Here is a 13,425-nt window from a genome sequence, read left to right on the forward strand (position 1 = left end):
GCTCAGTCCAACCGAACGACTTTGAGCGATTCAATGCCTCGGTTATCAACAATCTTCACCGCAATACACTGGTTATCGCCTGGCTCAAAAGGCAGCGATTTCGTGCCGTGGTACTGGTCGAGCAGCGACTCATTGAGCTCAGCACGAATGTCTTTCTTCAGCTTGTACCAGCCGTCTTTCTTGCCGGCCATGGGGAAGAAGACTTGGCGAGGGTAAAGCGAGCGGTCGTCGTAGTCGGTATCCAGCTCCCAAACTGCAATGTCACGCTTGCCACCGGACTTCAGCTCACCGGTTTTGGTATCAAAGTAATCGAAGCCATGTACTTCTACCTGTAACTTGCCACCTTCTAGCTGATGAACTTCTACATCCGGTTGACCCATGAGCCAGAAAGACTGGTTGCTGCGGCTATTTTTCTTCAAATCTTCGGTCAGCAAGTCAGTGTTCATCTGTACCCGCAAGGCCTGAATGCCTCGGATACTGTCGATATCTTTAGCGGCCTCAGGGTCGAAGGTGAAAGCACAGAACACCAGCAGCTTAGGAGTAGGGAAAAGGTCACCCGCTTCATTCTTGGCGATCTCTACCTGACGCTGCTCCAGTGCGGCATATTCAGGCCCAAAGCTAACGGCAACTCGCTCACCGGTATCGGCCACAGTGCCTACCGCATGCAAGTATTTGGCATCTGGCAGGGTTTCCAAATCCATCAGCTTGAGTAATTGGCCGCCTTTACCGCGTATACCCGCCTTTAACAGCTCATCCCGCCACTGGGCATGGCGTGAGGTCGCACCAGAACGGGCAACAGCTACATCGGCCTCTTTGGGTTGTTCCGCCTCATCTAAACCAAGCACGGTAGCAAAAGGCACGGCTTCGACGGTGAAGGGGCCGGTAATGCGCAGCTTATCTTTGCTGGCTTCGGGTTGATCGTAGAGGGTTTCCTGGCCAGCGTGGTTAGCGATACTTTCATCCATTTTTCGCTGCATGGCTTGGCGTGCCGTGTGGAAAGCATCAAAGCTAGCTTCTGCTTTAGCTGGCCAGTCGGTAGGAAAGTCGAAAGGCACTTCCCATTCCAGCAGTGCGTTAACCAGTACCGTTTCCCCAGAAGGTAACGTCACGGTTTTGCTGTCGGATGCAGAGAAATCAACCTTATCACCCTTGCGGCCACCCTCAGAAACCTTATAAGTCAGCGGCTCACCTTTGAGTTTGCTGTTCAACTCGGCCAAGGCTTGCTCAATGGTCGGGTGGTGCTGCTCATAGATCTGATCGATCTCAGGGTTATTGGCAATCGATTTGAGGGTGATATGCGGCACGGTCTTGTAGATAAAACCACCGCTCAACCCTTCCTGCGGATACTTGAGTTCAAAGTAGTCGTAGCTGGCGGTCATCAGGCGCTGCTTGGCTAGGGTTACAGCCACACGGGAGGTGTCACAGGTAACCCAACGCCTGCCCCATTTCTCGGCCACATAGGCGGTGGTGCCAGAGCCGCATGTGGGGTCGAGAACAAGATCCCCTGGGTCGGTCGTCATTAAAAGGCAGCGCTCGATAATAGCCGCCCCAGTTTGAACAACGTAAACTTTTGGATCTGAGCGGCTTTGTACGCCTCCTCCAATATCTGTCCACATAGAAGTGAGGCGTACCAATGGGAAATCATCAAAATAACGAACGTAGCTCAAGCTTCCATTTGACGTTTGTCCTGTCCTTGAGGCTTTAATAAGCCGATTCATTCCATTCGGAACCGATGCCTTCCAGTTATTGCTTTGCCCTGGGTGAAAAAAAGATCCTTTGTATATTATTGGTTTCGTTGTTTTTTCACGGAAACCAGATGACACAATCGTATCAAACCTGAATACCTTATTTATCTCTGTAGGCAATGCCTTGGATTGTGGTGTTCTCTTCCCAAAAAAACTCTCAGCCTGATCGTATTTCGAGGATGGATCATCTTCTTGCGTGGCTTTTCGATTGAAAAGAGGACGATATTTCAAAGATTTTCTACTTTTTCCATACCAAATAACGAAGTCACCAGCTCGGCTAAGCGTATCGCTAGTGAAAGATCCGGCAGTCTGGTAATGAATTAAAGATACGAAATTGTCGTCTCCGAAAACTTCATCTAATAAGCTTCTAACTCTGTGGATATTCTCATCTGAGATCTGCACAAACACTGAACCACTGTCACTCAGCAGCTCCCTAGCCAATAACAACCGATCACGCAGGTAGGTGAGGTAGGAGTGAATGCCCAGCTCCCAGGTATCCCGGAACGCTTTGATCATCTCCGGCTCTTGGGTCAGGTCCTCATCCTTACGATCCTTCACATCCCGCTTGTGGGTGAACGGCTGAAAGTTGGAGCCGTATTTGATGCCATAGGGTGGGTCGATGTAGATCATCTGAACCTGCCCCGCCATGCCTTCTTTCTGCAGCATGGAGTTCATGACCAGTAGGGAGTCACCCGCGATTAGGCGGTTGGCCCAGTCACGTTCATGCTTATAGAAGTCGATAGCTTCACGCAGGGGCAGGTTTTCAAACGGCGCATGGAAAATATCCGGCTGAAAGGCACTGCCGCTTTTCTGGCTGGCTTTCATACGCTTTTGAACTTCACCTAAAATAGTCGCTGGGTCGATCCGCTCGTGCACGTGCAGAGAAACCGTATCCACGTCAAAACTGGTTCGTTCAGCTTTGCCTGCCCACTGAAGGTACGGCGACTGCAAGCGCTTTAGCTCTTCTAACGCTGCCCGCATCTGCTCTTGATCACCAGACGCTAAAGCATCATCAATCAGCGTTTCTACCTGGGCACGGCTAGCGGAGGAGTCAAACTGTAGCTCAGGGTCTAAGTGGGGGTCATACGCCCAAGTGGTTCGTTCTTCCACACCATCGCTGGCGGTATCCACCATACCCACGTGCGGGTTGTTCTTGCGCTTTTCATCGTGGCGGTAGGAAAGCACCTGAGCTTGGTCGGCCTTCTTCTGACGGGCTTTGCTGGTAGGAGCTTTCCTGGTGGGTGCTGATGCCAGTGGCGGTTCAGCAGGCACCTCCTGCATTTGCAGGGTGAGGTCGGGTTCTTTGTTGGCAGCCTCTGATGATTGAACCAAGAAAACTGATCCCCCTCGACCACGTCCTTTACCCAGCGCGCCTTCCTCCACCAGGGCGTCGCGTACACGCTCAAAGGCGCTTCTATCGATGCTGCTGTCTTGATGAGTAATCAAGCCCAGTAACTTGACGTTACCTACGGTAGAGCCGTCCTGTGGAACGCTTGAAAGAATTAACTCACGCAGTTGGGTATCGGTCAGGCTCATGGGGGCATCCCTGTCATACATCTGAAGGTGTCATTAGGGCGAAATAGTGCCTGACCCACCAGGAAATGAGAAGGCGACGGCTCAATGCAACGATGGCTTCGGTACCCAACCCACTGTTTTGGGACTGTCATGAGCACCAACCTGTACCTGGCAATTAGTCCAATGCTACGAAATTTTTCTAGGTTAAATTAGATTATGAGAATATGATTTCTCACCCTCTTAAGGAGAATACTATGGGACGGTGGATCGTGCTGTTGGGGATGGTGGTATTATTAACCCGGCAATAAAATAGCTATGATGCGGCGTATCGAATTGACGGGGCTTTGAAGTATTTCGCGACTCGCCTCGGGAGCTTCTGAAGCTTCCGAAGGTGAGACATCGCCTTCCTCTTCAGCTGGTCTCTGCTGCGCGCCGGAGTACCGCTATGCACGCCGGCTTTGAGGTCGCAGTTCAGATACTCATCGGGGTTCAATTCCGGCGAGTAGGGTGGAAGGTAGAACACTTCAATCTCATCCCGATGCTCCGCCAGCCAGGCCTTGACGATCTTGGCGTGATGGACCTTGAGGTTGTCCAGGATCAGGAAGACCTTCCGCTTGGCATCACGAATCAAGCGCTTCATGAAGTCGATCAGAATTTGCGCATTCATGGTGCCGTCGAAAAACCGGAACCGTACCTTGCCCTGGTTAGTGACGGCGGAAATGAGATTGATCGTCGCTCTTCTCGCATTGAGCCGGAGGATGGGGGTGACGCCTTGAGGTGAGTAGCCACGCACATGCTGGCTATCGCTACGCAACCCGGTCTCATCGCCCCAGTAAATCTCGGCATCTTCGGCCTTGGCTCGGGCATGAATGGTTGGGTAGTCCTCCTCCAGCCAGCGCTTTACTTCGGCTGGACGCTGCTCATAGGCCTGCTTCTTGGGCTTCTGAACAGTGAACCCCCAGCGTTTCAGATATTCGCCAATGGTGCGAATTGGCACCCACTTCCCGGTTTCCAGCTTGATCAACTCCTGTACGGCCTTGCGTGTCCACAGGGCATACTGAAGCTTCAACTGGTCAGGTGTCTTGTCGACCAACATGGCCTGGAGTCGACTTTCTTCATCAGGGGTGAGCTGGCGGCCAGAGCCCTCTCTTCGCCCACGAACCTGGGCGAGCAAGGCCTTTAGACCGCCTTCACGGTATTTCGTAAGCCACCGGCCGACGGTGAGGGGGTGAACGCCAACCTCCTTGGCGATCTCTTTGTTCTTCATCCCACGCTTGGAAAGGCGAACCGCAAGTTTTCGCTTTTCTTCCTGAGCGGCGGGATGGAGTGTGCGAGCATCTTCTCTGTTCATGCCGGCATTATAGCATAGCTATTTGGATGCCGGGTTAATAACAGGGTGTGCTAGTAGTCCGCGACAGGCTCCTGAACTACCAGAAACAAGCTATCGGCCTATGGCCGAATCCTGGGTAAAGCTCCAGCGGTGTATTGAGCAAGGCCATCTTTCCCCCGAAATCAGTGCATTAGGAGAAAGGTACGCCAATGGGGCGTTTACGGACTATAGCTACAATGTGGGGCGCATGAATGCCCTCATTAATGCGGTTTATCGTGATACGCCTCGTGTTCATAGGGGACACTGTAACAGTCTGGCTTCGTCCATAGCAGGACGAAAACAACAAATCGACATGCACAACGCCCAAGTCGATCAGAACCGCCAGGCTCTCCAGAACCAGATCAATCAGATCAACCAGAACCGGCCGGTCATCTGTAACCGCGTCGGCACTTACACGATGTGCCAATAAGGGAAGCTACGAGCATGCTTGACCAGTTAAAAGACCTAGTTGAAAAAAAAGGATGGATTCGGTTGTGGTTAGTCGTTGGTCTGGTCATAGGCCTCATGGGCCTATTTGCTGGAAGCGAAGGATTGCTTTTTCTAGGGATGCTAGCCATTGGTTTAGGCTGGGTGTTGCGTTGGGTGGTGCGAGGATTTGAGTAGCACTGCCATATATAACGGCAGCACCTGGCGAGGAAATTGTATTGTCATCGTCAAGGTGACAGGTCGTCACTGTAACGATGACAAAATGGCTGACCTCAGAGCTCAGCCGCTAGGTTTGAAACGCTCGCGGTAAAATTGCTCCCATCATCCACCGTTTGGAAACCATGCCTATTTGCAAACCCTTGGATCGATGAGGTCTTGCCTTGCTCGATCCCAATGACATCGTAGCGATACTTCTGGGCGAAATCGACAAGCAGTTTCAGTAGTGCGGTGCCATGGCCTTGTCGAGTTTTATCGAAATCAATACGGGCAAGGATCAGGGCTCTGCCTCCCCAAAACTTATCCTCATGTTCAAAAACTCTGATGTAAAGGTCGAATTTTTTACGCTTGGCGGTGATGTTGGTGTTGAGGCTGGAGCAGAAGGCGCATGAGGTTTTATAGCCAAACCGGGCCATCAAAAAACTATCGAGGCGAGTGCATAAGGCGTCTACGTCTGAAAGCTCACGGCGGTCAAGAAGGGTCGTCATGTTGAGGGCCTCAGCCAGAAAGGGGGGGGATGAAATATCCTATCCAGCTGTGGAACCAAGCAGCAATATCAAAGAAATGAACCAGGCGTACCAGGCATCTAGTACCAGCAACGCAGCCCTATACTCTTGGTTCTAGCAGTTCGTCCTCCTCAACTGAGGAATGGATATGGGGATATCTACAGGTTATTGGCCTTGCCTGCATCCACCCACCCTGGTTGTGTGTGGAGAGTATCAAGCGACTCCTTGCTCAGGGAAGGTGAAGCCAGTGCTGTTCTGTGGGTAGAGGGTTAGCAGTGTTTGCGGAAAAGTACACCTGCCCTTATGGAGTTCTAAGGGCAGGTGTACTTTTTTGGCCACCCCCAAGCTGGCTGACAACTTTGGTTTCTCTTTGCCTCACCCCTCTTTCCCCTGCGGTGCCGGAACTGGCGCAGCAGACACTCCGCCGCTAAAGCGGCGGTCTCTACTGCTTGTTCCTTACCGCTGGGGAAAGAGGGATGCGCTTCTCGTTAGTTTGGTATTTTTTCAAATAAATCAGTGGCTTGGTTTTTTTTGGTGTTGTTGGTGCCTGGAAAAAGTACACCTTCCCTTAATGCACCTTTAAGGGAAGGTGTACTTTTTGGCTACGAAAAAACAGTGGCCAGTAGAGGACAGAAGTCTGAAGTTGATGAATAATGCTCCTCTTTTTTTCTCAGCATGGCACCCATAATGATCCAAGAAATTCTGCATGTAAGTAAGCGTTCATTCCAAGACGTAGTTGACCTACTTCACGTCACGGAGGGGCCTTAATAACTCCGGCGAGACCTTGTATTGCTTCCTGCCATCCTCCCCCAGCACGATCACACTCTTGCGGTTGATCTTGGTGACGATCCCAAGCACCGGTCCTTCTCGACCTTCGAAGGTCACTTTCAGACCAACCCGCAACCGACTCAAGGCTTGCAGGGTTTCCTGTTCTTGCAGTTCATCAATGCGCTGGCAGATGTACTGGTTCAGTTCCAGCAACTGGTCGATGCTCATGTCTTCAATGCGCATGAACGGTGGCCTCCGGCTGTGGGTTCTGGCGATCAGGATGACGTGGATCGATCAGCGCCCGTAGTGGATTCTCGGCGAACCGGATTTTCCAGAGTCGGGGCGTCAGGTCGCTGACTTCAAGGGCCGGGTGCTGGCTGATGCGTTGCAGTACGTCCACCAGGTAAGTGTAGGGGTTAATATCGTGCAGCTTGCAGGTGCTGATCAGGCTCTGGATGATACCCAGGTGTTCCGCGCCCAGTTCAGTCCAGCAGAACATCCAGTTTTTCTTGCCCATGGGAATGGGCCGCAAAGCCCGTTCCAGGTGGTTGGTGTCTGGCTGCACGTCCGGGTTTTCCAGGAACACGGTCAGGCTGGCTTCCCGGCTGAGAACGTAGTTCAGGGCCTTGGTCAGTGGGTCGCTGGGCACGAGGCCGCCTTGTGCCAACTGATCCCGGCACCACTGGAAGAAGTCGCTGACCACCGGCTTCGAGTGATCCAACCGGTACTGGCGTTTCTTCTCGCCAGTTAGCCCCTGAGCTTTGATGGCCTCTTCATTCCGATACAGCATCGCGATCCGTTGCAGGGCCTCGGTGACGGTCTCAGGATGATCTTTCTGTGCTTCGATAAAATAGCGGCGACCATGCACCCAACATTGGGCATGGGTGACGTTCTCCTGGGCCGCGGCATAACGGGCATAGGCCGCATAGCCGTCACTGATCAGGGTGCCGCTGAACGATTCGCTGAGTACCTGTTCAATGTGGGCGCGACCACGGCTGTTCGAGTAGGTGAACACCACCTCGTCGGCATCGCCGTACAGCGGCCAGAACCAGCCAGTTTTCATCTTGCCTTTTTGCGGGCCTGCGCGCCCCTGGTGGCCGGCTTTGATGGGCGTTTCATCCATCGCCAGCACCCGGCTGCGCAACACGTTGTCGGTCTGGGCATCCACGATGGGTCGCAGCAGGTCGATGGCCCGCTTGACCAGGTTGGTCAGGGTGCTGCGACTGACGGTGACGCCGGCTTGCCGGATGCGTTGGTGCTGACGATACAGCGGCAAGTGGAACTGGAACTTGTCGACCAGCAGCCCGGCCAGCAGGCTGACATCGGCCAGGCTGTTATCCAGTACGTTGAACGGGGCTGGCGTGGTAATGGGCTTGTCGCTGCCCTTACGCCGGAACACCGGGCGTTCGCACTTGAGCACCACATAACTGGAGGCCCGCTGGGCCAGCCGGAAGGTAGTCTTGCTGCCAATCACTTCGTACTGATCGGCCTCCAGGCCGGTCAGCTCCGGTGGCAGGTGCTCAACCACTTCTACCGGCACATCGGCAGTAAAGCGCAGGCCGGTGTCGTTCAGGCAGTCGTCGTCCCGCTGTTTCTTGGCGGTGCCACGCTGATAGGCTTTAACCGTGCGCTTCTCATTTTTCGGCGGCTGCACCGGAACCGGGGCGTCATCCGACGCGAACAGGCTATCCTGCCCAGGCAGGTCAAACACCTGCTTCTCGGATTTGGGGCCGAACAGCTGCTTCTTGAACCAGTCCAGTTGATGGGTCAACTGACGAATGGCTTCGGCCTGAGCGCCCAACTGCTCCCGCAACAGGGCATTCTCCTCGGCCAGGGCCGAGTAGGAAGGTGCGTTGGACTGGGATGCGGAAGCCGTTGAATTCATGGCCCATATTATACCGGAAGTCCGTCTTCTATACCCCTCGAAAACGCTTGAACTGGCGGTATTTCTGCACCTCGATGCCATCGATCAGCAGTTGCAGATCCGTCAATGTCAGGGGGCGCTGACCGGAGGCGGATAACGGCACCCGGAACTGCCCTTGTTCCAGGCGCTTGGCCCACAGGCAGTAACCGGTGGTCGTAAAATACAGCATCTTCATCTGAGTCTTGCGCCGATTAACGAAGACGAAATACTGGCCGCTGAGCGGGTCGTGCTTCAACTGATTCCGAACCAGGGCACTCAGGCCCCGGAACGATTTGCGCATGTCGGTGGGCTCGGTGCACAGCCAGATGCGGGCCTGGCTATCGAGTCCGATCATCCGTGCTGGCTCAGCCGGAGTTCAACGCCGTTGCCCAGGCTGAGCACAATGTGCCAGCCTGGGCCGGAGGATGGGGAGTTGCCCATCAACGACGAGAGATCCAGAAAACCGGCTTCACCGGATCCAGTCGAATCATTGGTCGACGGATCGGACAGACGCTTGCGCCAATTGCAGAAACTGGCGTAACCAATGTTCCCTTGTTTGCAAAATTGCGAAGCCGAGAGGCCGCTGTCACGCTGCTGATCAACCAGGGTCTGCCACTGTTCGGGTGTGCGGTGCTTTCTCATGGGGGTAACCTCGTGTTGGAAAATGTGAGGTTACTGTAGGGCGAATTTTAGCGAGGCGGCAGAACGTCGTGGAATGAACGCTTACTAGAGGAGGCTATAACGGAGCTGAAATTATCATCAAAATGACATTGTCTAGACAACTGGTGTTCATCTGCTTCCACCAGAATGGCGCTATTCCTAAAGGAGAAGCGTCATGTCTATTCCTACTATTAACGCTGAAGGCTTAAACAAGTCGTTTGGACACCGTCAGGTGCTAAACGACGTCAGCTTTCGCGTTGCAAAAGGCGAGATGGTTGCGCTGATTGGGCCATCCGGCTCAGGCAAGTCCACGTTACTACGCCATTTGGTCGGTCTGACCTGCGGAAACCGTCATCAGGGTGGCCGTGTGTCGCTGATGGGTCGTGAAGTGCAGGCGAGCGGGCATTTGCGCAGAGCCGCTCGCATCGAGCGCTGCCGCACCGGTTATATCTTTCAGCAGTTCAATTTGGTAGGGCGTCTCAGCGTACTGACCAATGTGTTGGTTGGGCAGTTGGGTAGCATGTCGCGGCTAAGAGCTCTCTTTGGCCGCTTTACCGAGCAGGAGCGCCAGCGTGCGCGTGCTTGCTTAGCCCGAGTAGGGCTGGAAGAGCTCATTGACCAGCGCGCCAATACGCTTTCGGGTGGACAAATGCAGCGGGTAGCCATTGCCCGGGTACTCATGCAGGACGCCGAACTGATCCTGGCGGATGAACCCATTGCTTCTCTCGACCCGCGTAGTGCCCGCGAGGTCATGGAAATTCTCAGCCGCATCCACGCTGAAGATGGCCGCACTGTCGTCGTCACCCTGCACCAGGTCGATGTAGCGCGTCGCTATTGCCACCGTGCCGTTGCGCTCAAGGATGGCCGCTTGTACTTCGATGGCCCCATTAACGAACTCACCGATGAACGCCTACAAGCGCTTTACGAAAATGCCGATCTTGATGAGCTCCGCGCAAGCGAAGCCTCAAACGGCGAAGCGCTGTCCAGTGATCGCAGAGATAGAAGGCCACATACCGTCGTAACGCCGGTGCTGGGCTGATACCTGTGCCGATCACGTATGAAACTTGCCATTGATAACCCTATTACTCTGGAGAGACACCCATGACGTTTAAATATCGCCGTTTGGTTCTGCCGCTGATGGCGGGAATTGGTCTGGTGGCTAGCGCTCAGCTGTTCGCCGCCGAAACGCTCAAGTTTGGCATTATTTCTACCGAATCGAGCCAGAACCAGCAACCTATGTGGCAGCCGTTTCTGGATGATATGTCACAGAGCCTTGGGGTAGAAGTTGAGCCCTTCTTTGCGACCGATTACGCCGCGGTGATTCAGGCAATGCGCTTCGATCAGATCGATCTCGCCTGGTACGGCAACAAATCGGCGATGGAAGCCGTCGATCGTGCGGGTGGCGAGGTGTTTGCCCAGACGATCCCTGAGAGTGGTGAGCCAGGGTATTGGAGCTTGATGATTGTGCATGAGGATAGCGACCTGCACAGCATCGAAGACGTATTGGCTAACGCATCTGATCTCGTCTTTGGTAACGGCGATCCCAATTCAACGTCTGGTTACTTGGTGCCCGGTTACTACGTGTTTGCCCAGAATGACGTGGATGCTTCTTCTGCCTTTAAGCGCACCTTGAACTCCAACCATGAAACGAACGCGCTTTCGGTCGCCAACCGACAGGTCGATGTGGCGACCTTCAATACCGAGAGTATGGCGCGCCTGGAGATCACCGCACCTGATAAAGCGGAACAACTTCGCGTGGTGTGGACATCTCCGCTGATCCCTTCTGATCCCCTCGTATGGCGCAGCAACCTGCCCGAGGAGACCAAAGAGAACTTGCGCGACTTCTTCTTCAATTATGGCGAAAGCGAAGAACAGAAGGAGATTTTAGCCCCACTGCAGTGGAGTCATTTTGCTCCTTCCAGCAACGATAGCCTCTTACCGGTTCGTCAACTTGCGTTGTTTAGTCAGCGTGCTGATATCGCCAATGACCAGAGTCTCTCTGACACTGATCGTGAAGCGCAGCTAGCGGCGTTAGATGAACAGCTGGATGCGCTCAATCAACGCCTCAAGGAAATGGAAGAGGCTGAATCGGACGCTCCCTCTGTGGCCAACGCCGAATAACGCTCAAGCACCTAATTGATTATCCACGGCGGGGGATCGCTGGCCGATCCCCCAGCCCGGAGAGACCATGAATACTCACGCTTCTCAAATGACAGCACCGCTGCAGCGCCGACGCAGCTGGTTTTCGCTAATCGCCTGGGGTGTGTTACTGGGTGTGCTGGCCTGGTCCTGGCAGGGTGCCGAAATGCGCCCCAGCTTGCTGGTGACGAATGCTGACAACATGGCCACATTGGCTGGGGATTTCTTTCCCCCCGCGTTCGGCAATCTGGGTCATTACATCAATCAAATGTTGATAACGATCCAAATCGCTATTTGGGGCACATTGCTGGCCATCATTGTTGCGGTGCCCTGCAGCCTGCTCTCTTCCGAAAACTTGGTGCCCTGGTGGGTTTACCAACCGATGCGTCGCCTCATGGACGCGTGCCGTGCCATCAATGAACTGGTCTTTGCCATGCTGTTCGTGGTGGCTGTGGGGCTGGGGCCTTTTGCCGGCACGCTGGCACTGTTTGTACACACAACGGGTGTGCTGGCGAAGCTGTTTTCAGAAGCAGTGGAAGCCAGCGATGCGGGCCCAATGGAAGGGATTCGCGTGACAGGAGCAGGGCGTATCGAGGAGATCACGTTTGGACTGATCCCTCAGGTACTGCCGCTATGGATATCGGTCAGCCTTTACCGCTTCGAGTCGAATATTCGTTCTGCAACCGTACTTGGCATGGTGGGCGGCGGCGGCATTGGGGTAGCGCTGTGGGAAACCATGCGCGGATTTCAGTTCGCTGAAACCGCCACCATCATGCTGGTCATCATCGTCGCTGTCACGTTGCTTGATGTTGCCTCCCAGCGTTTACGGAAGCGCTTCATTTAGGTTGGAAAACCTCGCCATGGTCTCCCTTATCGGGGTGCGAGGGGTAACCCAGCGTCTATTTGTCAGGAGTATAAATGTCTAGACAACTGATACAGCACCACCGTCAGGAAGCGAGCGAGCCGCGCTATCGCCAATTGGCTACGATTCTGGCCCAGGAAATTCGTAGCGACCATAGCGCCGGTGACCAACTACCAAGCGAACTGGCATTGGCCAAACGCTTTGAGGTAAATCGCCATACGGTTCGCCGTGCGCTGGATGAACTGGTCGCGGCCGGCATGGTGACGCGCCATCAAGGGTGGGGCACACAAGTGGTAGATCGACGGCTGGATTACATGGTGAGCGCCGGTAGCAAGGTCACCCACAACCTGGCGGAATTAGGGCTTAACACCGAAACACGCTGTTTAGATCAAGGGCTTTTGCATCCGCCAGAAGCTATCGCTCAGCGCTTTGAACTGGCTGAGGGTGAGTGTCTGTTATGCGTGGATACGTTGCGGCTTGTGGATGGTGCGCCGCTGCTTCATTTGCGTCATTGGTTCGATGCCTCTCGAGTGCCCGACTGGTGTGAGCGTTATCGCGGTGGCTCTACCCGCGCAGTGCTTGACCAGCACTATGGTCTGCGACTCTCCCGCGCCGCAGTGCGCCTGGATGCAGTTCAGGCGGATCGTGACGATAGCCGCTTACTGCAGTGCCCTCAGCTTGCGCCGCTATTGATTCTGACCAGCGACAACGTCGATGAATCACGGCGCTTGGTGGAAATTTCCGTCAGTCGCGCCCGGGCCGACCGTGTCGCCTACCACTTCGATTTTCCTAATGAGCGCTAACTCAGGGTCGGCCTTCACCGATCTGACAACGACGAGGAACAATGATGACTCCTGAACAGCGTCACCGCATTCTCGCGCTGACACCTATAGAGCGCCTCAATGAAGGCTGGCTGAAGCTTGGTATCAAGGCGACTCATCGCTGCGTACGCGGGCCTGAAACCGGGATGGTCATGGTGCGTGGCCGTATAGGCGGGACGGGCAATGCTTTTAACCTGGGCGAGATGACCCTGACCCGTGTCAGCGTGGTGCTCGATGAAAACGCGCCCGATGGTGGCGACATCGGCCATGGGTGGGTCGCGGGGCGGAGCCGTGAACACGCGGAGTTAATCGCCTTGATCGACGCTTGCGCCCACAAAGCGCACTGGGCGCGACGCATCGATGCGGAGCTGATTGAGCCACTGACTCAGGCGCTAGCGGACGAACGCGCTGAGCGCTCCCAGCTTGCTGCGGCAACGCGGGTCGATTTTTTCACAATGGTGCGAGGGGAGTAGA

General features: G+C 54.5%; 14 protein-coding genes. 7 read left to right on the forward strand and 7 right to left on the reverse strand.

Annotated elements, in window-relative coordinates; genetic code table 11:
• Positions 1 to 2 precede the first annotated feature (2 nt).
• Both RVM26_RS17375 and RVM26_RS17380 read right to left on the reverse strand, forming a co-directional pair.
• The gene (locus tag RVM26_RS17375) at positions 3 to 3,281 is read right to left on the reverse strand and encodes a site-specific DNA-methyltransferase (RefSeq protein ID WP_498939879.1); all 3,279 of its coding nucleotides are present in this window, start codon (positions 3,279 to 3,281) and stop codon (positions 3 to 5) included.
• Positions 3,282 to 3,573: 292 nt separating this feature from the next.
• On the reverse strand, positions 3,574 to 4,611 hold the full coding sequence (locus RVM26_RS17380; protein ID WP_287804249.1) for an IS630 family transposase: 1,038 nt from the start codon (positions 4,609 to 4,611) through the stop codon (positions 3,574 to 3,576).
• Positions 4,612 to 4,711: 100 nt separating this feature from the next.
• On the opposite strand from RVM26_RS17380, the gene RVM26_RS17385 reads away from it, so the two are divergent.
• Both RVM26_RS17385 and RVM26_RS17390 read left to right on the forward strand, forming a co-directional pair.
• Positions 4,712 to 5,059 carry a hypothetical protein gene (locus RVM26_RS17385; protein ID WP_498939880.1) on the forward strand — a complete coding sequence of 116 codons (348 nt, stop codon included), beginning with the start codon at positions 4,712 to 4,714 and terminating at the stop codon, positions 5,057 to 5,059.
• A 14-nt stretch (positions 5,060 to 5,073) separates the two neighbouring features.
• The gene (locus RVM26_RS17390; RefSeq protein WP_193461377.1) at positions 5,074 to 5,253 is read left to right on the forward strand and encodes a hypothetical protein; all 180 of its coding nucleotides are present in this window, start codon (positions 5,074 to 5,076) and stop codon (positions 5,251 to 5,253) included.
• 95 nt (positions 5,254 to 5,348) lie between these two features.
• On the opposite strand, the gene RVM26_RS17395 is transcribed toward RVM26_RS17390, so the two are convergent.
• The 5 genes from RVM26_RS17395 to tnpA all read right to left on the reverse strand — a co-directional run bounded on the left by RVM26_RS17395 (position 5,349) and on the right by tnpA (position 9,111).
• Positions 5,349 to 5,780 (reverse strand): GNAT family N-acetyltransferase, encoded by a 432-nt coding sequence (locus RVM26_RS17395; RefSeq protein ID WP_193461376.1) that lies wholly within the window; start codon positions 5,778 to 5,780, stop codon positions 5,349 to 5,351.
• Positions 5,781 to 6,539: 759 nt separating this feature from the next.
• Entirely contained in the window at positions 6,540 to 6,809 is a 270-nt protein-coding gene (locus RVM26_RS17400; protein ID WP_229772301.1) for a hypothetical protein, read from the reverse strand.
• The gene (tnpC, locus tag RVM26_RS17405) at positions 6,799 to 8,451 is read right to left on the reverse strand and encodes an IS66 family transposase (protein WP_498939882.1); all 1,653 of its coding nucleotides are present in this window, start codon (positions 8,449 to 8,451) and stop codon (positions 6,799 to 6,801) included. Before tnpC ends, RVM26_RS17400 begins: the two co-directional genes overlap by 11 nt.
• A 28-nt stretch (positions 8,452 to 8,479) precedes the next feature.
• Entirely contained in the window at positions 8,480 to 8,824 is a 345-nt protein-coding gene (gene tnpB / locus RVM26_RS17410) for an IS66 family insertion sequence element accessory protein TnpB (RefSeq protein WP_498939066.1), read from the reverse strand.
• Positions 8,821 to 9,111, reverse strand: a complete 291-nt coding sequence (gene tnpA / locus RVM26_RS17415) for an IS66 family insertion sequence element accessory protein TnpA (RefSeq protein WP_498938428.1) — start codon at positions 9,109 to 9,111, stop codon at positions 8,821 to 8,823. Before tnpA ends, tnpB begins: the two co-directional genes overlap by 4 nt.
• A 193-nt stretch (positions 9,112 to 9,304) precedes the next feature.
• Between tnpA and phnC the strand changes: the two genes are divergently transcribed.
• The 5 genes from phnC to phnG all read left to right on the forward strand — a co-directional run bounded on the left by phnC (position 9,305) and on the right by phnG (position 13,424).
• Positions 9,305 to 10,168: a phosphonate ABC transporter ATP-binding protein gene (gene phnC, locus RVM26_RS17420; protein ID WP_498939884.1), complete on the forward strand. Its 864-nt coding sequence runs from the start codon at positions 9,305 to 9,307 to the stop codon at positions 10,166 to 10,168.
• A gap of 62 nt (positions 10,169 to 10,230) precedes the next feature.
• On the forward strand, positions 10,231 to 11,250 hold the full coding sequence (gene phnD / locus RVM26_RS17425) for a type 2 periplasmic-binding domain-containing protein (RefSeq protein ID WP_498939886.1): 1,020 nt from the start codon (positions 10,231 to 10,233) through the stop codon (positions 11,248 to 11,250).
• A gap of 67 nt (positions 11,251 to 11,317) precedes the next feature.
• Positions 11,318 to 12,112 carry a PhnE/PtxC family ABC transporter permease gene (phnE, locus tag RVM26_RS17430; protein WP_498939887.1) on the forward strand — a complete coding sequence of 265 codons (795 nt, stop codon included), beginning with the start codon at positions 11,318 to 11,320 and terminating at the stop codon, positions 12,110 to 12,112.
• 74 nt (positions 12,113 to 12,186) lie between these two features.
• Positions 12,187 to 12,933 (forward strand): GntR family transcriptional regulator, encoded by a 747-nt coding sequence (gene phnF, locus RVM26_RS17435; protein ID WP_498939889.1) that lies wholly within the window; start codon positions 12,187 to 12,189, stop codon positions 12,931 to 12,933.
• Between the two features lie 41 nt (positions 12,934 to 12,974).
• Complete coding sequence (gene phnG, locus RVM26_RS17440; RefSeq protein ID WP_498939891.1) at positions 12,975 to 13,424, forward strand: phosphonate C-P lyase system protein PhnG; 450 nt, start codon at positions 12,975 to 12,977, stop codon at positions 13,422 to 13,424.
• Position 13,425: the final 1 nt, after the last annotated feature.

Source organism: Halomonas sp. KM072, assembly GCF_050710315.1.
GTDB classification, from domain to species: domain Bacteria; phylum Pseudomonadota; class Gammaproteobacteria; order Pseudomonadales; family Halomonadaceae; genus Vreelandella; species Vreelandella hamiltonii.

What these genes read in the sequence shown, in the direction of transcription:
- RVM26_RS17375 (WP_498939879.1), bottom strand. Translation starts at nt 3,281, where the DNA reads ATGAGCCTGACCGATACCCAACTGCGTGAGTTAATTCTTTCAAGCGTT.
- RVM26_RS17380 (WP_287804249.1), bottom strand. Translation starts at nt 4,611, where the DNA reads ATGAACAGAGAAGATGCTCGCACACTCCATCCCGCCGCTCAGGAAGAA.
- RVM26_RS17385 (WP_498939880.1), top strand. Translation starts at nt 4,712, where the DNA reads ATGGCCGAATCCTGGGTAAAGCTCCAGCGGTGTATTGAGCAAGGCCAT.
- RVM26_RS17390 (WP_193461377.1), top strand. Translation starts at nt 5,074, where the DNA reads ATGCTTGACCAGTTAAAAGACCTAGTTGAAAAAAAAGGATGGATTCGG.
- RVM26_RS17395 (WP_193461376.1), bottom strand. Translation starts at nt 5,780, where the DNA reads ATGACGACCCTTCTTGACCGCCGTGAGCTTTCAGACGTAGACGCCTTA.
- RVM26_RS17400 (WP_229772301.1), bottom strand. Translation starts at nt 6,809, where the DNA reads ATGCGCATTGAAGACATGAGCATCGACCAGTTGCTGGAACTGAACCAG.
- tnpC (WP_498939882.1), bottom strand. Translation starts at nt 8,451, where the DNA reads ATGAATTCAACGGCTTCCGCATCCCAGTCCAACGCACCTTCCTACTCG.
- tnpB (WP_498939066.1), bottom strand. Translation starts at nt 8,824, where the DNA reads ATGATCGGACTCGATAGCCAGGCCCGCATCTGGCTGTGCACCGAGCCC.
- tnpA (WP_498938428.1), bottom strand. Translation starts at nt 9,111, where the DNA reads ATGAGAAAGCACCGCACACCCGAACAGTGGCAGACCCTGGTTGATCAG.
- phnC (WP_498939884.1), top strand. Translation starts at nt 9,305, where the DNA reads ATGTCTATTCCTACTATTAACGCTGAAGGCTTAAACAAGTCGTTTGGA.
- phnD (WP_498939886.1), top strand. Translation starts at nt 10,231, where the DNA reads ATGACGTTTAAATATCGCCGTTTGGTTCTGCCGCTGATGGCGGGAATT.
- phnE (WP_498939887.1), top strand. Translation starts at nt 11,318, where the DNA reads ATGAATACTCACGCTTCTCAAATGACAGCACCGCTGCAGCGCCGACGC.
- phnF (WP_498939889.1), top strand. Translation starts at nt 12,187, where the DNA reads ATGTCTAGACAACTGATACAGCACCACCGTCAGGAAGCGAGCGAGCCG.
- phnG (WP_498939891.1), top strand. Translation starts at nt 12,975, where the DNA reads ATGATGACTCCTGAACAGCGTCACCGCATTCTCGCGCTGACACCTATA.